Here is a 22,821-nt window from a genome sequence, read left to right as displayed (position 1 = left end):
TCCGGGAGGGTCAAAGGCGAGGCACGAGCCTTTGGGGAGGGTTTGTTCGTGAACCCACTGAAATCAATCGGGCCGGACAACCCTCCCCGCGTCGTCGCAAGCTCCTCCGCGACCCTCCCGGAGGGAGGGTGATTCAAAGCGACAGAAAATCTTTTCGGGAGGGTCGTTGAAGGTTAAACCCTCACTCGGTCGTGGGTGTCTCATCCGCATCCGACGGTGTCGCAGCTTCTTCTGTCGAAGTTTCCTCCGAACCAGCGGCATCCTCTTCCGCTGACGATTCCTGATCATCCGAGTCAGCGTCCGCGGGCGTTTGCACGTCTCCGTCGCGGCGCACCTCCAGGATGACCTTGTCATCCTGGATTCGGATGTCTTTGAACTGCCGCATGAACTTTGCGTTTTTGGGATCTTTGTAAACGTCCCGGGCAAGGTTTTCCCGTCGCAGTCCTTCCATGAAGGCTTCCGGAACGGGATCACCGTTCACCTCGGCTTGATCAGCAGTCACGATCAAAACCCCGTTTTCCATCGAGACATCGAAGCTGGCGGAGCCGTTGAAAAACCGTCCGCTGCCGCCGGGAAAATTATCCAAAGGAAAGCTGACGTCCCCTTTGACTTTCCCGTTCTCGATTTTGACGTAGACGCGACCGCGAAGGTCTTCGTTCTTGCCGATCAGCGCGTTGATTTCTTCGGCGGTCAACACCAGATCCTGCTCCGGCGTCTCGCCCGATTCCAGCTTTTGGCGGAAGGATTCCACGCGAGCCTCCAGCGTGGCCAATTCCTCTTCACTGTACTGGACCGTCGGCAATTCAACTGGTTGATCGGACGTGTACTTGGCAATCTGATTGGTCAAGAACCAGTACGAACCGATGACCATGCAGAGGACCACGCTGATCAACAGACCGGCGACGATCAGGCAGCCCCAAAGACAGCCCCGATTGGAGCCGGATGTCTGACGGGGTGCGTCGAATTCATTCGTCTGGGGTTCGAAAGCATTGGACATGGAAGTCTCACAGCTGGAGTCATCGAAAACGCGGTGGGTGAAGCGGGCACCCGAGCAAAGCTTAGCTTTGTCGGTGCGGTGGTCAAAGACCGGCCAATGACACGTATCGGCGACGTCGCGAGAGCGTGTTTGATAAAGTGAACCGGCGGGTTGACGGATGAGGGTTCGTTGTCGATTCCGCAAACTTGAAGTTTGACACGCCCGATTGCCATTTTTCTTCGCGATGGCCCTACAGAAAGCAAATTCCACGGACACCGAAGACGAAAGGGCGGGGCCGAATGCCCGGCGAATCGGTTGGCGACGAACGTTGGTGGGATGGGCTGCCTTGATCGCGCTCAGCTGCTTCATCGTTTCGGCAGTTTGGAAGCGTGCGACGCGTGAACGAGCGACGCCCGAATTCGAACCGATCCGTCCAGCCGCGGTGCCGGACGAAGTGATGCGGCCGGCGATTGATCGATTGCAGGATGCGAAAGACTGGTTCGAATCGCGGCCCCACGGAATCATCGAATTCGAAGTCAATAAACTACGTTCGGCAGTCGCCGACGGGACGTCGCACGATTGGCGAGCACGCATCGTGTTTGATCGTTCGCGCGTTGCGGTGGACATTCTTGCGAAATCCGCCACGGAGCGAGTGGTCTTTGACGGCAAAGAGTTTCGGACCATGCATCGGAACGGCCAGTCGGAAACCTACGCGCTGCACAACCGAGCCAGCTCGGTGTCCTTTCGCGGGTTGGCGTTTCCCAGCCCCGGCGGGCTGAACCCGTGGTGGGTCCGAGCTCACGCGATCCAATTTGAAAGTGACTTTCGCCTGGACGAGGATCGAAACTGTTTCGCCGATGGTTGGCTGATGCACGACGGTGAAGAGTGTTTCGTCTTTCACAAGACGCCTCCGGGCAGCCGATACGTCATTGGCAAATACGATCAACGCATCCGCGGGATTCGTCATGGCGGCACGCGTGAACTGTTTCATGACTTCCACGCGGTCGCGCCGGGGATCGATTGGCCGCTGGGAAAGACCGGAAAACGGTATCGCGACGGGCGATTGGCAACGGTCGAAGAGACGTTCATCACCCGATTTGATTTTGAGACCGAACCGCCGGAGGATGCATTCGTCTTGGATTTCAAACCGGGATGTCGGGTGCTGGACGCGCGGTCGTTGCCGATGAGGACTTATTGGCAAGGCGACGACGCGGAGCAACCGGCGACATCAAATCCGCCCGACGACCAGGACGTTGATTCGGTGCAGCCGAGCGGAGCTTCCGCCGATCCGAGTTCCTGACGTCCGTCCACGTCGATCGCTTGGTCGAGCGGCACCTAACTGGATTGCGTGCTGGGAACTTCCGTGGAGAGCTGTTTCAGCTTTGGCCGACGACGCTTTCGTGTCTTGTCGGGGATCATCCCCCGCATCGACTCCAATTTGCCGAAACAGAGCAGCCGGTCACCGGGTTCCAAAACACGTTTCAGACGCGGGTTGGGGATCACGGTGGTGCCCCGATACAGGGTCAACACGTTGATGTCCTGTTCGGGCAAACCCGACTCGTCAATGCTTTTGCCGACGAAGTCGGAAGCCGCCGGGACGTGGATTTCGGTGACACCGTAGCCTCGACTGACCGTCAGCCGCTGGCGAATGTCGATCTCGGAGAAGTCCACCTGCGCGGCCAGGTAATCGACGATCGACCCGGCGATGTCCAATTGTGTGCAGCCTTCGATACCCTCCAGCCCGGGTGACGAATTCACTTCCAGAACCTGTGGACCGCTGTTGGTTTCCAGCAGATCGACGCCGGCAACGCGGAGACCCATGATCTGCGCCGCGCGGACGGCGGTTTCGCAGTACGTTTCGTCCAAGACCACCGGTTCGGTGCGGCCACCACGGTGCACGTTGCTGCGGAACTCATCACCCTGGGCGACGCGTCGCATGGCGGCGACCACCCGATCGCCGACCACGAAAGCGCGGACATCCCGGCCGCGAGATTCCGACACGAATTTCTGCACCAGCACGTTCTGACGCGTGCTCTGAAGCGTCTGGATGATCGCTTCGGCGGTCTTCACCGATTCGGCCAGGATCACGCCGACCCCTTGGGTCCCTTCCAACAATTTGATCACGATCGGGGTTCCGCCGACACGGTCGATCGCCGGCAGCACGTCCGTCTTGTCACGAACGAAGACGGTTTGCGGGATGCCGATCTGGTGACGGCTGAGCATCTGCATCGAACGCAGCTTGTCGCGCGAATTGGCGATGCCGCCTGAGGAACAGGTGGTGAACACGTCCATCTGTTCGAATTGCCGGACTACGGCGGTGCCAAAGTAAGTGATCGAGGCGCCAATCCGGGGGATGACGGCGTCGTAGTGGCTGAGGCGTTTGGACCGGAAATACAAATCCGGATCACCCTTCGCCAGATCGATCGAGAATCGCATCGTGTCGAGCACTTTCGCGGTGTGACCGCGGTTTTGCGCCGCTTCTTTCAGCCGGCGCGTGCTGTAGCATTTTGGCGATCGAGAGAGGATTGCGAGTTTCATCGGGGACTGGATGTCGTTTGGTGAGAGGTTTCAGTTCTAGACGGCTGGAGGTGTTTGGATTCTTCCGTCAATGTTTCTTTTTGCGTTTCAGCCGGCCACCACAAAAGGATCGGCTGCTGTCGACCAGCACGCGGCGTCGCAGTGCCTCGCGGCCGAGTAGCATTCGGAATCCCATCTCGGTCCGGTCGGCCAATGTGACTTCGACCAGCCATGTTTCATTCCGCCAACGAACCGACGTCTGGATCACAAACCGTTCGGTCGCTTCACCGCTGCTGCTGCGGACCATTCGGATGTCGTACAGAGGGGCTTCGCACATGATTCGTTTTTCGTCGGATCGTTGGTGCGGGTGCACCTCAAATCGGACGAAATCCGTCCCGCCTCGGCGAAAATTCTCTGGATTGATAGCATGCAGACTGCTCGATTTTGCACCGGTGTCGACTTTCGCCTTGATGTGCGAAATGCCAAGGTCGGGAAGGGAAACCCATTCCCGCCAGCCGACGACCGGCAGCGGTTGGGGCAGGGAATCGGACGACATTTATTTTTTCGCAGCGAGATAATCGAAAGGCGGGGACCCGGCGATTCGTCGGTGGGAACCGGTCATGCAACCGCCGCACCGTCCCGTGCCCGGGACCCTTGGGGCTTTATCGGAAAATGTCTTCGAACTCAAAATCGACGTCGCGAAATCTGTCAGAATTGTGTCTTCGGCCGGGTCGGTTCCGGGACTTCAAACGTCTGACGATTTCCGCCATCGTTTTCAGACCCCGCCCAGTGTAAACCCGTCCGGGAGAATCGATCAGTGGACAGCGACAGACGAAAGGTGCAGTCGATCGGTTCGCTGGTGGGACAACTGCTGTCCCGCCGCGGTTACGCTCAAGTGGCGGCGACCGACGAGTTTCGGAATGTGATTTCCACGGTCGTCGGACGCGACCTCTCAGAGCAGATCACGGTCGGAAAACTCAATCAAGGTGTGCTCGCCGTGTTTGCTACCGATTCGGTCACGATTCAGGAGCTGACGTTTCAAAAGCGAGCCATCTTGAAACGCATGCACCAGGACCTGCCGGACTGCAAGGTCCAAGACCTGCGTTTCAAGATCCAAGCCCGATGACACCGGTCTCGCTCCGGCCCTAACGCACTGCTTGGTGCCGGCTGGGTTGCGGTTGAAAGGGAGACAGGCGGAGCCTGAGTGGCAGCGGGTTCCAAGGCAGGAGCCTTGGAACCAGGGTGAATAAGACAGGGCCGCACGAGACAGGGCACGCCAAACGAACTGGACAAGATTGGCCCGGCGGTTGATGATTGCCCGTTCTGATTTCGCCGTGGCTCGTTCGGTTGCCTCGGTCCGCCGTCTCACCCGCATGCGCTATGACTTCAGCCCCGCCCCCCATCGATCCGGCCGCAACCGCTTCCCCCGGATCCATGGATTCGGCGTCCGACTATCCGGAATCCTTGTTGGCCACCGCTTCCCGCTTGTTGGATTGGAAATGGGAATCGACTCCCATCGCCGACCGCACTTGGCAACTTGCGGTCGCCGCCGATCCCGATGCCATGCTGATTGAAGCCTGCGAGCGTCAGGATGCCGGAGAAACGGGCGTGATTGATCCGTTCTGGGCCGCGACATGGCGTGCCGCACGCGGTTTGGACCGATTCCTGGACACGCTGTCGCTGGAAAATCAATCGGTGCTGGAAGTGGGTTGCGGGACCGGCCACGCTGGGATCGCCGCGGCGATCCGCGGGGCGAAGGTCACGTTGACCGATGGCGTGGAGGATCCGCTGCATCTGGTCCGTTTGAGCAGCCACCCGATCGCCGGCCGCTGCCGCGTGCTGCGGTTGCGGTTCGGTTTGGACAGGCTGGACCAGACCTTTCCGGTGATTCTTGGCAGCGACGTCACGTACCTTCGTCAGCTATGGCCTCAGCTGGAACAATGCTTGTTCGATCATTTGCAAAGCGATGGCGTGGCACTGCTGAGCGACCCGTATCGGATCATCGCCAACGAGTTTCGCGACTGGATCGGGAAGCGTCCTTGGGAATACACCGAACATCAGATTCAACTGGAAGACGATCCGCAGCATCCGATCCGCGTGATGGAGCTCCGTCCCCGCTGAGCCGAGTTGAGACGGTGCCGGATCACCAAAACGCGATCGGCCAAGGGCCGGTGGTCGTCGTTGCGGGTGGGACACAGACGTAGCCATCGCTTTGTCCCAATGCCACCAGGTCGCCGGATCCCTTGCTGGGAACCAACGCCGCCGTTCCGTCCGGCAACATGCGAACCAACAACATGGCGTGCAGGGGAATAGACGCCCGGGGTGCTTCGCTCAGCGTGACCTGGGGCAGGGGCTGGCGCCAGCGGTGCAGTCCGGCGATCCGGCGGACCAGAGGCCACAAGAATCGGTGCGCGTTGATCGTCGCGCTGACGGGATTGCCCGGCAGTCCCAAAATCAATTTGCCTCCGGCGGTGGTCGCACCCAGGATCGGCTTGCCCGGTCGGATCGGCAAACCGTGGAAGATGATTTCACCACCGGAGGCCGCGACGATTTCCGGGACGTAGTCGTAATCACCTTTGGAGACGCCGCCGGTCAACACCACCGCGTCGCAGGTATCGACGGCTTGGCTGATGGCGTCTTTCAATCCTTCGCGGTCGTCGTGAACGTGTCGCAACAGGGTCAATTCCACGAACCGCGGCGGCGTCAGCAGGGCCTGAATCGCGGCGCGGTTGCTGTTGCGAAGTTGCCAGGGTTGCACGCGATCGGTGTTCGGGTCGACCACTTCGTCCCCGGTCGTGATGATTCCGACTTTGGCCGGGCGATAGACGATCGGTTCGACGCAGCCGAAGTTGACCAGAGAAGCGACCGCGGCGGGGGTGATCTCTTGGCCGGCCGGTAAGACTTCCGATCCGGCCGCCGCGTTCTCGCCGGCACGGCGGATGTTGGATCCGAATTGGATCTCCTTCAGGGCGGTGGCGGTGAAGCGAATCGCATCGGCCGATTCTCGCGTGTCTTCGCGTTTGACCACCGCTTCGCATCCTTCCGGAATGATCGCGCCGGTGAAGATCCGGATGACCGATCCCGGGGCCAATGCGGGCGGTGGCGATCCGGCGCTGCTTTCCCCGGTGACGGGAAGCGAGACGTCGGACCGCAGGTCGGATAGCCGAATCGCGTATCCGTCCATCGCGGACACGTCGGCGGCGGGGCTGTCGCGGTCGGCCCGCACGGGCAGCGCAAGAATCGCCCCGAGTGGATCGATGGTCCGCACCGTTTCGGACACCGTGGCGATCCGATCGGCCAGAGCTTGGAGCGCGGAATCAGGGTCGGTAAAGGATTGGCTCATGGGGTCACGACCCGTCACAGGTCCGAAGGTTCGTTCACGTTGTGGCAAGCGGCCGCTGACAGCGGCACTCGAATGATTGGCTGCGTCATCAACAGTCGTTGCAGACCATATTTTTGGTCCGCCACACAGCGTTCCAGCAGGGGGAGCGCGCGGGTCGGATAAACCGCGATCAGCGGTTGCAGACGCTCTCCGTCATCCGGCGAAACGGCGCACGTGATCCGAGAACGCAAGGCATCGAACTGGTCGGTCAGCCGTCGCAAATCATCGACGCTCAAGCGGGGCGTGTCGACCGGCGTGACCAGGCACCCGTCAAAGCCGCCGCGACGGCAGTATCGCAGCGTCGCGATCAATCCGCTGATCGGACCATGCGTCACCGCCGGATCAGCGATCAGCGGATACTCGGTTTGTCGATCCGCAGAGGCCGACAGACAAACGTGGTCACAGACCTGTTGCAGACGCTGATAAGCCAAGTCCAGAAAAGCGATGCCGTCGTCAGTTTTCAGTCCCGCCTTGTCCGTTCCCATGCGGGTGGAGCGTCCGCCGCACAACACGACGCCCAGCAGGGAGTGGTGTCGCAGGAAGTCGTCGTCTGCGGTGGCTGGGTCGGGCATCAATCCGCGTCGGGGGCGTCGACCACATCTTCCACCCAGGATTTGGCCCGCATCATGGTGGGAAAGCCGATGGTGGGAGCGGAGATCAGGGCCACGTGCCGCAAATCGTCCGCGGTGCAGCCCGCTTCCAGGGCTTTGCGACAGTGCGAATGGGCGGCGCCTTCCAATCCCGCGCCCAGTGAGATGGCTAACTTCACCAGGGCCGCTTCGCGCTCCGACAGCGGTCCGGCTTCTTTCGCCGCCTTGCCAAAGGATTCGTACGCACGCATCAGCTCCGGATGTTCGTCGTGCATTCTTTGGTAGCGTTTGGGAATCATGATTGTTTGATGATCTCGTCTAACAGTGACTCGGTGGTGTAGGGATCCGCGACCGCATCGACGGTCAGCCCCAGTTCGCGAAGCGTCTCCGCCGTGACCGGAGACAACGCAGCAATGCGGCACTGCCGAAGCGCCACCCCGTACAATCGATCCAAGTTACGGGCCGTTGCGCTGCTGGTCACCGTGACCCAGTCGATTTTGCCTTCCGCCATCATTTCCGCAACGACCGGATCCGGTTGCGAGACGTCGACGTTTTGATAGCCGACGACTTGCCGGACGTCGGCACCGGCGGCAGACAATCGTTCGGGAAGGGTCTCACTGCCGCGGGAGGCCCGGATGATGACGACGCGCTTGCCGGCCACCTGATCTTGCAACTGATCGGCCAGCGAGCCGGCGCGAAAATCATCCGGCACGACGTCGGCGCGGATCCCGTACTCACCCAGCCGCCGGGCGGTCTTCCGGCCGACCACGGCCACGTGCACGCCGGCGAGTGACCTGGCATCGCGGCCCAACCGATCCAGCCGCTGGAAGAAGGCATCCACCCCGTTGGTGCTGACGAAGATCAACACGTCGGTTTGGTCCAGCCGGGTGATGGCCCGATCCAACGGCCCGTCGTCCGCGGGCGGTTGGATTTGCAGGACCGGAGCGATGACGGGCTGTCCGCCGGCGTCCAAGATTTGCTGGGCCAGCGTGTCGCCCTGGCCGGCGGGCCGCGTGACGAGCACGGTTTTGCCGAACAGCGGACGACGTCGCAGCCAGTCCATGCTGTTCGACAACGTGGTGACCGGGCCGATGATCGCGATCACCGGCGGGCGGAATTCGCTGGCCGGTGTGAGTTTCGACGCGATTTGATCCAAGCGGCAATGCACGGTGACCTGGTCGGGCAGGCTGCAGCGACGCACCAGCGCCGCGGGCGTCGAGGGATCTTTGCCGCCGGCGATCAACGCGTCGGTCCACGCTTGGGCGGTCGTCACGCCCATGTAGATCACCAGCGTGCCTGGGAACCGTGCGATCGCTTCCCAGTCCAAGGCGGATTCTGGTTTATCCGGTTCTTCGCGTCCGGTGATCAGGGCCACCGCCGATGCCAATTTGCGGTGGGTGATCGGGATCCCCGCGAAGGAACCGGCGGCCAGGGCCGCAGTGATCCCGGGAACGACTTCGAAATCGATGCCGGCGGCGACCAAAGCGTCGATTTCTTCGGCAGTGCGGGCGAAAACGGCCGGGTCCCCCCCTTTCAGCCGGGCGACCACCTTGCCCTGACGCGCATGCTCCAGCATCACCTCGATGATCTCGGCCTGGTTCCAAATTCGACTCTGGCCGTGCTTGCCGACGTTGATGTGTTCGGCCGAGGGGGCGTGACGCAGCAATTCGGTGTTGCTCAATCCGTCATACAGGACGACTTGGCTGCGCGCGAGCCGTTCGGCCCCGCGGAGGGTGAGCAGGCCAGGGTCGCCGGGGCCGGCGCCGATCAGATATACGACGGGTTTCATGCGTCCAGTTTCGCGTTTGAAGTTGACTCTGGACAGCCCGCCGGGGCATTGCCATACTACGCGGCCCATAAAAACGGACAGAAAGTGCCCTGAGGCCCCTTCCTTCCCCCGAACCATCCATTTTCCGGCAATCCAGCACGTAACGTAAAGCAATGCCAAATACTGCCAGCGCCTCCAAGCGGCTCCGACAAAACGAAAAGCGACGTCTGCACCGACGAGCCCTGCGAAGCCGCATGCGAACCCAAATCCGCCGCGTCCGTGAAGCGGTCGCGGAGGGCGACAACGAAAAGGCTCAGACCGAATTCCGGATGGCGTCCAAACGCCTGGATCAAGCTGCCACGAAAAATTTGATCCACCGCAACGCGGCCGCACGCTCCAAGAGTCGCTTGAGCAAGCTCGTCAAATCGATGGCGGGCTGAATCCGCTTGCCCGGATCTGTTTGCGCTCCCGGCGGCCCAGTATGAACGCAACGGTCGCCGCCAATCTCTCTTCATCGCTCGCGGCACCTCCAAGTAGCCACGCTCACCAGAGCGTGGACGATGCTTCCAGGTAGCCACGCTCGCCAGAGCGTGGACCGTGCTTCCAGGTAGCCACGCTCGCCAGAGCGTGGACGGGGCTTCTGGGTAGCCATGCTCGCCCGAGCGTGGACCGTGCTTCTGGGTAGCCACGCTCGCCCGAGCGTGGACCGTGCTTCCGGGTAGCCACGCTCGCCCGAGCGTGGACCGTGCTTCCGGGTAGCCACGCTCGCCCGAGCGTGGACGGGGCGGCTCGGCCTCCTTGGATAGGAGTCTGCGTTAGCCGATTGGCCTTTTTCAGGGCCGCGCCCCGCGGGCTCGGTCGACAAACTGCACCGGCTGCTCCGGTAGCGAGTCCAAAAACAGCTTGCCGTACGGCTTGGTGCAAACGCGGGGGTCGAGCACGACGACCATGCCCGAATCGCTGCGGGTGCGGATCAGCCGGCCGACGCCCTGTCGGAATTTGATCGCCGCTTCGGGCAATTGATAATCCTGGAAAGGATTGCCGCCGCTGCGTCGGATCGCCTGCAGTCGAGCCTCCAGCAGCGGATGGTCGGGGACGGCGAACGGCAACTTGGTGATGATCACATTGGACAGGGCATCCCCGGGGACATCGACGCCCTGCCAAAAGCTGTCGGTACCGAACAGCACCCCGGGGTCTTTCTTGAACGCGTCCACCATCTGCGTCCGCGACTGGTCACCGCCCTGGGTGTACAGCGAAATGTTTTCGGATGCCAACCAGCGCGAGAGCGCCGCGGCGCAGTGCTTCAGCGTTCCATAGCTGGTGAACAGCACAAAGCTGCGGCCGCGCGATTGGGCGACGAAGCGTTTGATTTGCTCCGGCAGTGCCCGCTCAAAAGCCTCGCGCTCTCGCGAGGGATCCGGAAGGTCGCGAACGACAATGATTTTGGACTGTGATCGATAATCGAAGGGGCTGCCGACCCGCACCGATCTTCCTCCGGTCAGACCGACACGCGATCGAAAGAACGCGAACTGGTCATCGTTTCCCGATGCGATCGTGGCACTGGTCATCACCACGCTGCGGATCTTGCGGTTCTGAAACAACTGGGTCCGCAGGGCCTGGCCGACGTCGATCGGGGACGAAGACAGCTGAACCCGATCCATTCCGCCGCGGGCTCGTTGAGTTTCCACCCAGTAAACCGAATCCTCGTCGTCTTGTTTCAGCCACCGGTCCAAGGCGGTCGCCAGCAACATCAACCGGTCGTGAGCGGATTCAAAATCCATGCGATCCGATTCGTCGCGTTGCCCCTTGGATTGCTGGAACAGCTTGCCGGCCAATTCCTGCATCGGCTTGCTGAGCGTGTTTTCCGTCAGGCCCGGCGCCGTGACGCGGCCGTTCCGAGGGGCATCATCCCGATACCAATCCAACACGCCCGCAAAGAACTCGCTGTGGGCGAACCGCAACCGGTCCACCTCCTTTTGCAGCCCCTGCAGGTCTTTGTCGACCAGCAGCCCACGCTGATTTCGATCGTTGTACAGACGGTCAAACAGAAACGTGAATTGGCCGCTCGTCAGCCGCAAACCCAAGTGATCTCCGGCGACGGATTCGACGGTGTGGCATTCATCCAGAATCACCGCGTCGTAGTCCGGCAGCAGCGAAACACCCTCGCTGCGCAGAGCCAAGTCGCTGAAAAACAAAGCGTGATTGACGATCAGCAGTTGCGCATTGTTTGCCCGGCGGCGGGCCCGAAAGTAAAAGCAATCTTTGAAGTGGGGGCAACGTTTCCGCAGGCAGTTGCCTGTATCGCTGACGATTTCGTCCCACACCTCGCGGTCGGGCCGCAGCGGCATCGTGGCCAGGCTTCCGTCGGCCGTGTCGTCGGTCCAGCGTTTGATCCGTCGCAGTTGCTGGTACTGCAGGTCGGAACCCAGCAGCGACGTCATCTTCCCCAGCGTGCGGTCCAGCCGTCGCTTGGAAAGGTAGTTGCTGCGTCCTTTGACCAGCACGCTGGTGAATTCGCGGGGAATCACGCTTCGCAGCAGGGGCACGTCCTTGGCGATCAGCTGTTCTTGCAGGCTGATGGTGTGCGTGGAGATCAGCACGCGGGGGCGTCGCAGCTGCCCCTCGTCGTTCTCGATGATCGGTTCGCCGGTGGCGTGCAAGACGGCCGGGACCAGGTAGGCAAAACTCTTTCCGGTGCCCGTTCCCGCCTCGGCAACCAGATGCTTGCCCTCGGTCAGCGCGTCGGCGACCGCCGCCGCCATCCGCATCTGCTGCGCTCGCGGTTCGTACTGATCCATTCGCGCCGCGATCCGACCGCCGGCACCCAGGATCGATTCGACCGTCAGTTCTTGTTCGCTCAAGCGTTCGTATTTCCTAAGCGGCGGGTGGCGGGAAAGCCGGAGGACTTTGATCGGGTGCCAGACGCCCTCCGCCGGCACCTGAAACACGCCCAAACCGATCGACCGATCGCAACGATATCACGGGTGGATCAGTTCAGCCATGCAAACCGGTTGGGGCAAACTTGAGGGTGATTGCCAGCAAAGTCGTCATTGCTAGCAAAGCGGCGGTGATCGGCCAAGTCGGCGCGGGTCGTGGGTGTGCCGCCGGGGAGGCTTCGGACGGGGGTTCCTTGGCGCGACCGGAGCGTTTGTCCCCAACGCTGGACCGGGACATTCGAAGCGGTGACCAAACGTGTCGCTGCGACCGCGTAAAAACCTGGTGTTGCCGACAGACTTTCACCGGTCTGTTTGGTTGTGACAGCGACGGCCGAGCGTTAAGTTTTCGGTGCGTCGAAACCGCTCCGGGGGGTCCGGCAGTGCGGATGGACGAGTGGAATTGACCACGCGTCTTCAATTTTCCACTCTGATGAATTCAGAAGGAAGCGAACATGGCAAAGAAGAAAGCAGCCGGCAAGGGTCCCAAGGTGGATCCGAACTTGAAAGCGGTTTTGGATCGCGAGCCCGGTTTGGCGACGACGTTGCAGCAGATCGAAAAATCGTTTGGCGAAGGTTCGATCATGCCGCTGGGGGCATCCACTCAATTGTCGATCGACGGCATCTCCACCGGCAGCCTGTCGCTGGACATGGCCCTCGGCGGTCAGGGGATCCCTCGCGGCCGGATCATCGAGATTTACGGTCCGGAGTCGAGCGGTAAGACGACGTTGGCGTTGCACGTCTGCGCCGAAGCACAAAAGTCCGACGGGATCGCGGCGATCATCGACGCCGAGCATGCGTTCGATCCCAGTTGGGCCAAGAAACTGGGTGTCGAGCTCGATACGCTGCTGGTCAGCCAACCCGGTAGCGGTGAGGAGGCCATGCAGATCTGCGAGATGCTGGTCAAGAGCAACGCGGTCGACGTGATCGTCGTCGACTCCGTCGCCGCCCTGGTTCCCAAGAAAGAGCTGGAGGGTGAGATCGGCGACAGCCACGTCGGTTTGCAGGCTCGACTGATGAGTCAGGCGATGCGGAAGTTGACCGGTGCGATCGCCAAGAGCAAGTGCGCGGTGATTTTCATCAACCAGATCCGCGAAAAAGTCGGGGTGATGTTTGGCAGTCCCGAAACGACTCCCGGCGGACGGGCGTTGAAGTTTTACAGCTCCTGCCGGATCGATGTGCGACGCATCGGGGCGCTCAAGGATGGCGAAGAGCAGGTCGGTCAACGCGTCAAAGCCAAGATCGTCAAGAACAAGGTGGCGCCGCCTTTCCGCGTCGCCGAGTTCGACATGATGCACAGCAACGGGATCAGCTACGAAGGCGACTTGCTGGATCTGGGCGCGACGCACAAGGTGATTTCGCGTAGCGGTTCGTGGTTCAAATACGGCGAAACCTACCTGGGGCAGGGCAAGGAGAAGGCTCGCAACTTCCTGATCGAAAACACCGACGTGTCCGACGAAATCCGCCAAAAGGTGATGGCCGCTGGCGGGTTCGGACCTCCGGTCGATGAGGCGCCGATGATCGACGACGCTTCGGAATTGGATGCGGAAGTGGGCGACGAAGTCACCAATTCTTGATTCGGTGCCTTCAACGAGCCTGTTTTCGAACCGGCCTGAATTGCAACGAGGCTGATTTTTAACGGGCACGGCCGCACGCGGCCGTGCCTTCAAGCGTCCCGAGCGGGCAGTCGCGACCGTGTCCCGTCGGTCCTGCTGGGTCGGACGAAACGCTCCGACAGCGACGGAGCGCCGCGGCGGGTCCCGCTCCGATTGCGTCCCTCCGACGAAGATTCTGGCAATTGAGCTTGCTTCGCGGATGCAAGCGGCGCGCGGATGGACGATGATGGGGGTCCCTCCATTTCTCCCCCCACTCCGCTGCGAATGTGATGAAACAGCCCGCCCCGAATCCGGATCCTTCCCCGACCACGCTCAACCGTCGCGAGCTCGCCGTCGGTGTCTCCGCCGTTGCGGCGGCCGCCATGGCACTGCGTCCGCACGACAGCCTCGCCGCTGAATCCGTTCCAACCGCCCGCGTGGAACGGTTGGGCGTGGCGACCATCGGTCTCCGCTACCAGGGATCGGTGATCACTCGCGAGGCCGAGAAGTACGGTGACATCGTCGCGCTGGCGGACGTCGATCGCCATGTTCGGGAACAGGCACGGGCCAGTTTCGGTAGCACACCGCGGATCTTTGAAGATTACCGGGATCTGTTGGCCCGCAAGGACGTCGATGTCGTCTTGATCGGTGCACCGGATCACTGGCACAGCAAGATGCTGATCGATGCGACCCGGGCCGGAAAAGACGTGTACTGCGAAAAGCCGTTGACGCTGACCATTGACGAAGGAAAGGTGCTTCGCGACGTCGTCGGCAGCAGTGATCGGGTGGTCCAGGTCGGTACCTGGCAACGCAGTGACCATCGCTTCCGGTTGGCGGTGGAAATGGTCCGCGGCGGCCGCATCGGCAAACTGCGGAAGGTCACCTGCGCGACCAGCAAGAATCCGACCGGCGGCCCCTTCCAAACCGCCCCGGTGCCGTCGCACTTCAATTGGGATCTCTGGCAGGGTCAAACACCGGACGTGCCGTACATCCCGGAACGGTCTCATTACACCTTTCGTTGGTGGTACGAGTACAGCGGCGGCAAAGTCACCGATTGGGGCGCGCACCATGTCGACATCGCGCAGTGGGCGATTGACAGCTACCCAGTCGAAATCGCTTCGCAGGCCAATTTGCCCGACGTCGAGAACGGCTACAACGTGGCAACCGATTTTTCGGCCACCTTCAAATACGCCAACGGGGTGGAGTTGGAAATCAATGACACCGGACGCAGTGGGATCCTGTTCGAAGGCGACGGCGGGCGGCTGTTCGTCAACCGTGGCACGGTCGCCGGTGTCGCGGTCGACCAGTTGGAATCAAATCCGTTGCCCCGCGAAGCATTCCAGCTCTACGACTTTGACAATCTGCAGCGTCCCGAACGCGTGGGAAAGATCGAAGCGATTACCAATCATATGGGCAATTTCTTCGACTGCATCGAAACTCGCAAACAGCCGATCTCCGACCTGGAGAGCCAGCATCGAAGCGTGACCAGCTGCCATCTGGCCAACATCTCCATGCGGACCGGGCGAACGATTCGTTGGGACCCGCAGGCGGAGCAGATCTTGGATGATCCCCAAGCCGCTGCCATGCAAAGCCGCGACCAGCGCAGCGGTTTTGAAGTTGCTTAGATCGCCCGGTGTGTCATGATCGGGTCCGGATGGAAGGTGCAGGCATAGCATGCCTCACGAGATCGACGGAGGAGTCACATGAACCACGCATGTCGTGTTACGTTTTAGCCGTAAAATGTCATTCGCTGCTTTTCCCTCCTTTTCTGAAATTCACCCTCCCTCCGGGAGGGTCAAAGGCGAGGCACGAGCCTTTGGGGAGGGTGTCTTCAAGAATCCGCTGAAATACAACGACCCCGGACGAGCCCTCCCCGCGTCGTCGCGGGGCTCCTCCGCGACCCTCCCGGAGGGAGGGTGAAGGAAAGCTGCACGACCTCCACGCGCGGGAGGGTGAAGTGATCTGTTTTGATACCAACGACCGTCGATTTGTCCCCATCCCCAGTGAAGTTGATGAGTAAAGAAAAAGTTCTGATTGTGATCGGTGACGCGACGGAAACGTTGGACACCATGTACCCGTACTACCGTCTGATTGAAGCCGGATTCCAGCCCGTCGTTGCGGCGCCGGAGCGGCGTCTGTACCAGTTGGTGATGCACGAGGTGAAACCCGGCTGGACGATCACCAAGGAATGGGAGGGGTACACCTTGCAGGCCGACGTCGCGTTCTCCGAAATCGATCCGCAGGATTACGCCGGGATTCTGTTCAGCGGCGGTCGGGCGCCCGAGTACATTCGTTACGACGAAGACCTGGTCCGTGTCACCAAACATTTCTTTGCCCAAAACAAACCGGTTGCCAGCGTCTGCCACGGTGTGGAGATCCCGGCGTATGCGGATTGCGTCCGCGGCCGACGGATGGCGACGGTCGAAAAATGCCGATTTGATTTGGAGGTCTGCGGCGGGATCTTCGTCAACGAACCCTGCGTGGTTGACGGCAACCTGGTCAGCGGGCGGACGTTCCACGACAACGGCCATTACGTCGGGCCGTGGATCGATCAATTGCAGAAAGCCCGCGCCGAACGTTCCGGTGAAGTCCCGGTGGGATGATCAGCCAGATTCATCGACTCGGCGCGTGCCCTCGGGCGACTTCAGGCTGACACGAGCGAGCCACGATCTAAGAGCGAGCGACTTTGTGCGAGCGATCAAGTTGATCCCATCGAAGCGGCTTCTCATCGCGATGCTGTTGCCCTGGTTGGCATCGTTTGCCTGCGCCGAACGTCCGAACGTGGTGTTCATCATTTCGGACGATCAGGGATACGATGACTTCGGGTTCATGGGCAACGATCAGGTGCGCACGCCGAATCTGGACGCGCTCGCCAGGCGGTCCGCTCGATTTCCGCAGGGCTACGTTCCGTCCAGTGTTTGTCGTCCTTCCTTGGCAACGTTACTGACCGGCTTGTACCCACACGAACATGGGATCCATTTCAACCATCCGCCGCCAGGGTTCGCGAAGCTGACCCGGACGATGGATCGCCGCGGGTACGAATCGGCGCGCGAATCCGCGGTGCATCTGATTCGCCAGGTGCCAACGCTGCCGCGATTGCTAGCCGACGCAGGTTACCGATGTTTGCAAACCGGCAAGCACTGGGAAGGGCACTGGCGGGATGCGGGTTTCACCGACGGCATGACGACCGGTCTTCCGCAACCGGGCGCGACGTACGGCAACAAGCAACTTGCCAACGGACAATGGGTGGCACACGGTAACGGCGACCGAGGGTTGGCGATCGGACGTGAAACCATGCAGCCGATCGACCGTTTTCTGCAGGACGTCGGTGACACTCCGTTCTTGATCTGGTATGCCCCGTTCCTTCCGCATCTGCCACACAACAGCCCGCAACGCTTTGTCGATCTGTACGGATCCGATTTGCCGGATCATCAGCGAGCGTACTTTGCCGCTTGCAGCGAATTTGATGCCAGCGTGGGCCGGCTGATGGAGCTGGTCCGCAAGCAGTCCGCGGATCGACCAACCTTGTACGTGTTTGTCGTCGACAACGGATTCCGACCCGATCCCGATCAACCGATGCGAGACGGTCAGGGATTCAACTACACCCACCGCAGCAAACGGTCACCGTTCGAAGCAGGGGTGCGAACGCCGATCTTGTTTGCGATGCAGGATCGGGTCAACGCGGCCACGCACCCGGAACCGTGCAGCAGCGTGGACATCGTGCCGACCATCCTGGAAGCTTGCGGGGTGGAGGTCCCCGCATCGATCAGCGGACGCAGCCTGTGGCCGGCCCTCACCGGTGATGCGTCGATCGCCCCGCAGCCCGTCTACGGCGAAATCTATCCGGGGGACGCCAGCGTTCTGGACCGGCCGTCGGCCGATGTGGCGTACCGTTGGGTGCGTGACGGGGATTTCAAATTGATCGTCTCGCACCCGCGTGGCGGCAAGGTTTGGGGAAGTTACGGGGACCAGCCCCAACTGTATGACCTGGCCAGTGATCCGGACGAACAGACGAATCTGGCCAGCGACCCGGAATTTCAATCGATCGAGCAAGAGTTGCGGACCCTGCTGGACCGTTGGTGGAAACCCTGATCGATTTGCCCGGTTGCCGTGCGGCTGACGGCGCCCGGTGCCAGCGGCAGGGCGTTCCCGCAGGTCATTCCGTCTCTGCCGGCCGCCCGTTAGGTTGGTTTGTTCGGGGAGTGTTCGGGAGGCAGTCAATCAAGTGTCAGCGGAGGTGAGTCCTCAAGTGGAAGTGATGCCAGAAGCGATCTCGCGCGACGGCGAGGCAGCGATCGTGATTCAATGGAGCGACGGAACCTCAACACGTTGGACCGCTTCGGAGTTGAGGAAGGTGTGTCCCTGCGCCACCTGTCGGGAACGAAAACGATCTGACCAGAAGGGATCGGAGTCGCCGGCGACTTCTCTGGGACTGCCCGTGTTATCGGCCGCCGAAGCGCGACCTTTGACCATCGCATCGATGCGGCCGGTCGGGTCATACGCGTACAACATCGCGTTCAGTGACGGACACTCGTCCGGCCTGTTTCCGCTGGCGATGCTTCACGACCGCGACCACCTGTGAATGATTGCCGTGATTTGTTTCCGCGCTCCGTTCGAACCCGCCGCCGGCCGGGTGTGTCAAACTGGCGAGGGGAGCTCAAACTTTCAATTTCACCGTGAAGGTTCGTGATGTCGCTGCTGACGGATCTTTATCAAATCACGATGAGCCAGGGATACTTCCGAGCCGGTATCCATGAGCGGTTAGCCGCGTTTCATTTGTTCTTCCGACGTGAACCTTTTGGAGGCGGCTACGCGGTGGCCGCGGGTCTGGACACGGCGATCGAATGGTTGACCTCGCTGCGGATTGATCGCGCGGAAATCGAATACCTTTCCGGTTTGACCGGCAATGACGATCGCCGCCTCTTCTCGGACGCTTTCTTGCAGCTCGTTGCCGACACCCGATTCACGTTGGACATCGACGCGATGCCGGAAGGGACCTTGGCGTTTTCCAACGAACCATTGGTACGGGTCGTGGGACCGCTTTGGCAATGCCAGTGGGTCGAGACGGCGTTGTTGAACATGATCAATTTCCAGACGTTGATCGCCAGCCAGGCCACGCGGGTGTGCCGCGCCGCCGGTGACCAACCGGTGTTGGAGTTCGGCTTGCGGCGTGCCCAGGGCGTCGACGGCGGCCTTTCGGCCTCACGCGCCGCCTACATCGGCGGCTGTGCCGCCACCAGCAACGTCCAGGCCGGGATGCGTTTTGGAGTCCCGGTCAAAGGAACCCACGCGCACAGTTGGGTGATGGCATTCGAGGACGAACCGACGGCGTTCAACGCCTACGCGGATGCCATGCCCAACAACTGTATCTTTTTGGTCGACACCTACGACACGCTGGCGGGGGTGCAACACGCGATCGCCGTTGGCCAGCGACTGCGGGCCGTCGGACACGAGATGGTCGGCATCCGGCTGGATTCCGGCGACATGACCTCCCTGAGCCAAGCCGCCAGGAAGCTGTTGGATCAAGCCGGGTTTCCCGATGCGTCCATCGTCGCCAGCAATGATCTGGATGAACGGAAGATCAACCAGATGCAGCGGGCGGGCGCAAAGATCGATGTGTGGGGTGTGGGCACCAGCCTGGTCACCGCCAAAGACGATCCCGCATTGGGTGGCGTCTACAAGTTGGCCGCCATCCAGGACGAACACGGCCAATGGCAGGCCAAGGTCAAATTGTCCGAGCAGTCCGTCAAATGCAGCAACCCGGGGATCCAGCAAGTTCGTCGTTTCGAGGGAGGCGGCAAATATGTCGGCGACGTGATTTTCAGCGAGCTGCTCGGCCCGCCCGATGCGGTCGATCAACCCGAGGGCGGATCGAGTTCGCAAGATCTGTTGCGTCCGATCGTCCGCCACGGCCGGCGACTGGGCGATCCCGAGTCGTTGCAGACGATTCGCCAGCGAGTCCAAGATTCGCTTTCTCGATTGCCCGAGCCACACCAACGGTTTGATCAGCCGGCGGCCTATCCGGTCCGCTTGGAAGGTCGGCTGTCCGAGCAAAAGCAGGCGTTGATCGATCATGCCGATGACCGCTCAGCCGACGCGCCTGACGGATTGGGTCCTGTCGAACGGTGATCGGGCGGGGGGTATCCCGGCGCATCAGCCTTCGGTAGCGGGGCGCTGAATCACTTAATTGTCGGTCGAAGATCCTTTGGACCCTTTTAAAGATTTGCGCACTGCCGGATTGTCGCCGTGTCGGATACGCTCACGAGCTTATCAAAACAGAAAAAGGTGAAGCGTACGGTGATCATGGCATCTAATAACGAAGTGAATCCATTGTCCGGTGAATCGTCCGGTGAGACGGATTCAATGTCGGAAACGGGTTCTTCCCTGCCGGAGACGGCATCGGTCGAAGAAGATTCGCATCAGAAAGGATCCGGTTTTGATGCCCTGCAGCTCGCCGAGCGGGTGCTCGCAGCGGTGCACCGCTCGGGCTATGACGAACCGACGCAGGTCCAGGCGCAGGTGATCCCGGAGATGTTGGCCGGTCGGGATGTCCTGGCGCAATCTCAGACCGGATCCGGCAAGACCGCGGCGTTTGCGCTGCCGATTCTGTCGACCATCGATCCCAAACAAAAGTCCGTACAAACGCTGGTGTTGGCGCCCACGCGTGAGTTGGCGATTCAGGTGGCCGAAGCGTTCGACAAGTATGCCGCCGACCTGAAATCTTTTCATTCGATCGCCATCTATGGCGGCCAGGACTACGAGATCCAGTTCCGCGCCCTCCGTCGCGGCGTGCAGGTCGTGGTGGGCACCCCGGGCCGCGTCATCGATCACATCAAACGCGGGACGCTGGATCTGAGTGAACTGCGTTGTTTGGTATTGGACGAAGCCGACGAGATGTTGAACATGGGTTTCCTGGAGGATGTCGAATTCATCCTTCAGCAATCGCCGGAAAACCGACAGGTCACCCTGTTTTCGGCGACGCTGCCGGCACCCATCCGTTCGATCGCGGATCGCTACCTGATCGATCCGGCGACCGTGACGATCAAGAAGCGAGAGGTCACCGCGGAATCCATTCGGCAACGGGCGGTGATCGTTCCTCCCAAAGAGAAGCCGTCGGCATTGACGCGGTTTCTGGAAGCCGAGCCGACCGACGGAGTCATCGTCTTTACCAAGACCAAAGATGCGACCGTGCGATTGGCCGAGCACCTGGTGAAACGAGGTTTTGCTGCGATTGCGCTCAACGGCGACATGCCGCAGCATCTCCGTGAACGCACGATCGACCAATTGAAGAGTGGGCAATTGGACGTCCTGGTGGCGACCGACGTTGCCGCGCGGGGCCTGGACGTCAGCCGGATCAGTCACGTCTTCAATTTTGACCTGCCCCACGACAGCGAATCGTACATCCACCGCATCGGCCGCACCGGTCGGGCCGGTCGCAGCGGAGAAGCCGTGATCTTCTTGACGCCCGCCCAGCGTCGCAAGTTGAAGCTGATCGAACGGGCGACCAAGAAGCCGATCGAAGTGGTCCAGCCGCCAACGGCCGAACAAGTCAATGCTTTGCGCACCGAACGTTTCAAGCAACGCATCACCGAAGTCATCGCACAGAAGGATTTGACGTTCTTCAAAGGGCTGATCGCAGAGTACGCCGAGCAGAGTGACCAGCCGATCGAACTGGTGGCCGCGGCCGTGGCCGAGATCGGACAGCGGGGTCAGCCATTCCTGTTGACCGACCGCCCCAAGAAGTCGTTCCGCGACGATGCCGAATCAAAGTTCGATGCCGGATCGCCGAATCGTCGCGAGGCTCCCAAGGGCCCACGCCGGCTGGGACCGCCCGAAGCCGGCATGGTCCGCTACCGCATCGAAGTTGGTCGCAACGATGGCGTCGCCCCCCGCAACATCGTCGGCGCCGTTGCCAATGAAGCTGGAATCGAAAGCGAATTCATTGGTCCGATCAAGATCTACCCGCACTTCAGCACCGTCGACCTGCCCGAGGGGATGCCCAAAGACATCTATCGGACGTTGCAACGCACGTGGGTCGCCGGCAAACAATTGCGGATCCGGCCGGATCGTGGTCCCGGTCCGGGAGGGGCCAAGCGGCGGGACGATTTTCGTCGCGGCGGAAAGCCCGCGGGCGGTACCGCGGTGCGAAAGAAGAAAAAGAAGAAACGCTGATCTCTTCTGGTTCCAAGGCTCCCGCCTTGGAACCCACTGTGCTTCCGGCTCTGCCGGCTGTTGCTTGGTGAGCCGTGGGCTGGCGGAGCCAGCGTGCATGACGTCCCCGGGCGGGAGCCCGGGAACGAGTGAGCCGCGCTTTCTTGGCCAACGCTCTCTTGGTTCCAAGGCTCCCGCCTTGGAACCCAATGTGTCACCGGCTCTGCCGGCTGTTGCTGAGTGAACCGTGGCTGGCGGAGCCAGCGTGCATGACGTCCCCGGGCGGGAGCCCGGGAACGAGTGAGTCGCGCTTTCTTGACGAACGCTCATCTGGTTCCAAGGCTCCCGCCTTGGAACCCACTGCGTTTTCGGCTCTGCCGGCTGTTGCTGAGTGAACCGGTGGCTGGCGGAGCCAGCGTGCATGACATTCCCGGGCGGGAGCCCGGGAACGAGTGAGCCGCGCTTTCTTGGCCAACGCTCATCTGGTTCCAAGGCTCCCGCCTTGGAACCCACTGTGCTTCCGGCTCTGCCGGCTGTTGCTTGGTGAGCCGTGGGCTGGCGGAGCCAGCGTGCATGACATTCCCGGGCGGGAGCCCGGGAACGAGTGAGTCGCGCTTTCTTGACCAACGCTCTTCTGGTTCCAAGACTACGGCCGTGGACCCACTGCATCTCCGGCTCCCACGTACGGCGTCCGGGCGGAGCTGGGCGACGACACCCGTTTCGAGAGTCTTGGCAGGGCTCGCTAACAGCCGTCGGGAATGATTGCAATTGTTTTCTTCCCGGATGCGCCGGAAAAGATTGCCTAGCGTGGAGTCTTCCGGCCGGGCGCCGCGGATTTGCGGCGGTTTTTCCTCGATTCTCCCCCACTAGGGGGTGCAGATCGGCTCGCGTCGTGGATAGATTGTCGTG

19 protein-coding genes are annotated in these 22,821 nt (G+C 61.2%); 11 read left to right on the top strand and 8 right to left on the bottom strand.

Going from position 1 to position 22,821, the window contains the following annotated elements; all coding sequences use genetic code 11:
• Positions 1 to 181: 181 nt before the first annotated feature.
• Positions 182 to 1,345, bottom strand: a complete 1,164-nt coding sequence (locus FYK55_RS19730) for a hypothetical protein (protein WP_150078157.1) — start codon at positions 1,343 to 1,345, stop codon at positions 182 to 184.
• Here FYK55_RS19730 and FYK55_RS19725 point away from each other — a divergent pair.
• The gene (locus FYK55_RS19725; protein WP_150078156.1) at positions 1,323 to 2,276 is read left to right on the top strand and encodes a hypothetical protein; all 954 of its coding nucleotides are present in this window, start codon (positions 1,323 to 1,325) and stop codon (positions 2,274 to 2,276) included. The genes FYK55_RS19730 and FYK55_RS19725 overlap by 23 nt on opposite strands.
• Positions 2,277 to 2,311: 35 nt before the next feature.
• On the opposite strand, the gene FYK55_RS19720 is transcribed toward FYK55_RS19725, so the two are convergent.
• Complete coding sequence (locus FYK55_RS19720; protein ID WP_150078155.1) at positions 2,312 to 3,514, bottom strand: RimK family alpha-L-glutamate ligase; 1,203 nt, start codon at positions 3,512 to 3,514, stop codon at positions 2,312 to 2,314.
• 67 nt (positions 3,515 to 3,581) lie between these two features.
• On the bottom strand, positions 3,582 to 4,049 hold the full coding sequence (locus FYK55_RS19715) for an ATP-dependent zinc protease family protein (protein ID WP_150078154.1): 468 nt from the start codon (positions 4,047 to 4,049) through the stop codon (positions 3,582 to 3,584).
• A gap of 261 nt (positions 4,050 to 4,310) precedes the next feature.
• Here FYK55_RS19715 and FYK55_RS19710 point away from each other — a divergent pair, with 261 nt between their 5' ends.
• Both FYK55_RS19710 and FYK55_RS19705 read left to right on the top strand, forming a co-directional pair.
• Complete coding sequence (locus FYK55_RS19710) at positions 4,311 to 4,619, top strand: DUF721 domain-containing protein (RefSeq protein WP_150078153.1); 309 nt, start codon at positions 4,311 to 4,313, stop codon at positions 4,617 to 4,619.
• Between the two features lie 254 nt (positions 4,620 to 4,873).
• Positions 4,874 to 5,614, top strand: coding sequence for a class I SAM-dependent methyltransferase (locus FYK55_RS19705; RefSeq protein WP_315854061.1), 741 nt, complete (start codon positions 4,874 to 4,876; stop codon positions 5,612 to 5,614).
• A 22-nt stretch (positions 5,615 to 5,636) separates the two neighbouring features.
• On the opposite strand, the gene FYK55_RS19700 is transcribed toward FYK55_RS19705, so the two are convergent.
• The 4 genes from FYK55_RS19700 to cobA are packed head-to-tail and all read right to left on the bottom strand — an operon-like array spanning position 5,637 to position 9,254.
• Positions 5,637 to 6,836 carry a molybdopterin molybdotransferase MoeA gene (locus FYK55_RS19700; protein WP_150078152.1) on the bottom strand — a complete coding sequence of 400 codons (1,200 nt, stop codon included), beginning with the start codon at positions 6,834 to 6,836 and terminating at the stop codon, positions 5,637 to 5,639.
• A 14-nt stretch (positions 6,837 to 6,850) separates the two neighbouring features.
• Positions 6,851 to 7,447: a molybdenum cofactor guanylyltransferase gene (gene mobA / locus FYK55_RS19695; RefSeq protein WP_150078151.1), complete on the bottom strand. Its 597-nt coding sequence runs from the start codon at positions 7,445 to 7,447 to the stop codon at positions 6,851 to 6,853.
• Complete coding sequence (locus FYK55_RS19690; RefSeq protein WP_201743750.1) at positions 7,447 to 7,764, bottom strand: carboxymuconolactone decarboxylase family protein; 318 nt, start codon at positions 7,762 to 7,764, stop codon at positions 7,447 to 7,449. The genes mobA and FYK55_RS19690 overlap by 1 nt, the downstream gene beginning before the upstream one ends.
• On the bottom strand, positions 7,761 to 9,254 hold the full coding sequence (gene cobA / locus FYK55_RS19685) for a uroporphyrinogen-III C-methyltransferase (protein ID WP_150078150.1): 1,494 nt from the start codon (positions 9,252 to 9,254) through the stop codon (positions 7,761 to 7,763). The genes FYK55_RS19690 and cobA overlap by 4 nt, the downstream gene beginning before the upstream one ends.
• A 152-nt stretch (positions 9,255 to 9,406) precedes the next feature.
• Between cobA and rpsT the strand changes: the two genes are divergently transcribed.
• Positions 9,407 to 9,673 carry a 30S ribosomal protein S20 gene (gene rpsT / locus FYK55_RS19680; RefSeq protein WP_150078149.1) on the top strand — a complete coding sequence of 89 codons (267 nt, stop codon included), beginning with the start codon at positions 9,407 to 9,409 and terminating at the stop codon, positions 9,671 to 9,673.
• Positions 9,674 to 10,066: 393 nt separating this feature from the next.
• Here the strand turns inward: rpsT and FYK55_RS19675 are convergent, their stop codons facing one another.
• Positions 10,067 to 12,031, bottom strand: coding sequence for an ATP-dependent DNA helicase (locus tag FYK55_RS19675; protein WP_150078184.1), 1,965 nt, complete (start codon positions 12,029 to 12,031; stop codon positions 10,067 to 10,069).
• A 590-nt stretch (positions 12,032 to 12,621) separates the two neighbouring features.
• Here FYK55_RS19675 and recA point away from each other — a divergent pair.
• The 7 genes from recA (at position 12,622) to FYK55_RS19640 (ending at position 21,933) form a co-directional block, all read left to right on the top strand.
• Complete coding sequence (gene recA / locus FYK55_RS19670; protein ID WP_150078148.1) at positions 12,622 to 13,743, top strand: recombinase RecA; 1,122 nt, start codon at positions 12,622 to 12,624, stop codon at positions 13,741 to 13,743.
• A gap of 308 nt (positions 13,744 to 14,051) precedes the next feature.
• Positions 14,052 to 15,386 carry a Gfo/Idh/MocA family protein gene (locus FYK55_RS19665; protein ID WP_150078147.1) on the top strand — a complete coding sequence of 445 codons (1,335 nt, stop codon included), beginning with the start codon at positions 14,052 to 14,054 and terminating at the stop codon, positions 15,384 to 15,386.
• A gap of 387 nt (positions 15,387 to 15,773) precedes the next feature.
• Positions 15,774 to 16,364 carry a DJ-1/PfpI family protein gene (locus tag FYK55_RS19660; RefSeq protein WP_150078146.1) on the top strand — a complete coding sequence of 197 codons (591 nt, stop codon included), beginning with the start codon at positions 15,774 to 15,776 and terminating at the stop codon, positions 16,362 to 16,364.
• An 85-nt stretch (positions 16,365 to 16,449) separates the two neighbouring features.
• The gene (locus tag FYK55_RS19655) at positions 16,450 to 17,853 is read left to right on the top strand and encodes a sulfatase family protein (protein ID WP_150078145.1); all 1,404 of its coding nucleotides are present in this window, start codon (positions 16,450 to 16,452) and stop codon (positions 17,851 to 17,853) included.
• A 166-nt stretch (positions 17,854 to 18,019) separates the two neighbouring features.
• A complete protein-coding gene (locus tag FYK55_RS19650; protein WP_150078144.1) occupies positions 18,020 to 18,343 on the top strand; it encodes a DUF971 domain-containing protein in 324 nt (107 codons plus the stop codon).
• Positions 18,344 to 18,450: 107 nt separating this feature from the next.
• Complete coding sequence (locus FYK55_RS19645; protein ID WP_150078143.1) at positions 18,451 to 19,890, top strand: nicotinate phosphoribosyltransferase; 1,440 nt, start codon at positions 18,451 to 18,453, stop codon at positions 19,888 to 19,890.
• 174 nt (positions 19,891 to 20,064) lie between these two features.
• Entirely contained in the window at positions 20,065 to 21,933 is a 1,869-nt protein-coding gene (locus tag FYK55_RS19640; protein ID WP_150078142.1) for a DEAD/DEAH box helicase, read from the top strand.
• Positions 21,934 to 22,821: the final 888 nt, after the last annotated feature.

The organism is Roseiconus nitratireducens, from assembly GCF_008629675.1.
Taxonomy (GTDB): Bacteria; Planctomycetota; Planctomycetia; order Pirellulales; family Pirellulaceae; genus Stieleria; species Stieleria nitratireducens.
Note: the sequence above shows the minus strand (reverse complement) of the source record. Positions and strands in the feature narration are given on the sequence as shown.

What these genes read in the sequence shown, in the direction of transcription:
- rpsT (WP_150078149.1), top strand. Translation starts at nt 9,407, where the DNA reads ATGCCAAATACTGCCAGCGCCTCCAAGCGGCTCCGACAAAACGAAAAG.
- FYK55_RS19720 (WP_150078155.1), bottom strand. Translation starts at nt 3,514, where the DNA reads ATGAAACTCGCAATCCTCTCTCGATCGCCAAAATGCTACAGCACGCGC.
- FYK55_RS19645 (WP_150078143.1), top strand. Translation starts at nt 18,451, where the DNA reads ATGTCGCTGCTGACGGATCTTTATCAAATCACGATGAGCCAGGGATAC.
- mobA (WP_150078151.1), bottom strand. Translation starts at nt 7,447, where the DNA reads ATGCCCGACCCAGCCACCGCAGACGACGACTTCCTGCGACACCACTCC.
- FYK55_RS19700 (WP_150078152.1), bottom strand. Translation starts at nt 6,836, where the DNA reads ATGAGCCAATCCTTTACCGACCCTGATTCCGCGCTCCAAGCTCTGGCC.
- FYK55_RS19665 (WP_150078147.1), top strand. Translation starts at nt 14,052, where the DNA reads ATGAAACAGCCCGCCCCGAATCCGGATCCTTCCCCGACCACGCTCAAC.
- recA (WP_150078148.1), top strand. Translation starts at nt 12,622, where the DNA reads ATGGCAAAGAAGAAAGCAGCCGGCAAGGGTCCCAAGGTGGATCCGAAC.
- FYK55_RS19640 (WP_150078142.1), top strand. Translation starts at nt 20,065, where the DNA reads ATGGCATCTAATAACGAAGTGAATCCATTGTCCGGTGAATCGTCCGGT.
- cobA (WP_150078150.1), bottom strand. Translation starts at nt 9,254, where the DNA reads ATGAAACCCGTCGTATATCTGATCGGCGCCGGCCCCGGCGACCCTGGC.
- FYK55_RS19690 (WP_201743750.1), bottom strand. Translation starts at nt 7,764, where the DNA reads ATGATTCCCAAACGCTACCAAAGAATGCACGACGAACATCCGGAGCTG.
- FYK55_RS19650 (WP_150078144.1), top strand. Translation starts at nt 18,020, where the DNA reads ATGCCAGAAGCGATCTCGCGCGACGGCGAGGCAGCGATCGTGATTCAA.
- FYK55_RS19715 (WP_150078154.1), bottom strand. Translation starts at nt 4,049, where the DNA reads ATGTCGTCCGATTCCCTGCCCCAACCGCTGCCGGTCGTCGGCTGGCGG.
- FYK55_RS19675 (WP_150078184.1), bottom strand. Translation starts at nt 12,031, where the DNA reads ATGGATCAGTACGAACCGCGAGCGCAGCAGATGCGGATGGCGGCGGCG.
- FYK55_RS19730 (WP_150078157.1), bottom strand. Translation starts at nt 1,345, where the DNA reads ATGAAGCAGCTGAGCGCGATCAAGGCAGCCCATCCCACCAACGTTCGT.
- FYK55_RS19705 (WP_315854061.1), top strand. Translation starts at nt 4,874, where the DNA reads ATGACTTCAGCCCCGCCCCCCATCGATCCGGCCGCAACCGCTTCCCCC.
- FYK55_RS19660 (WP_150078146.1), top strand. Translation starts at nt 15,774, where the DNA reads ATGAGTAAAGAAAAAGTTCTGATTGTGATCGGTGACGCGACGGAAACG.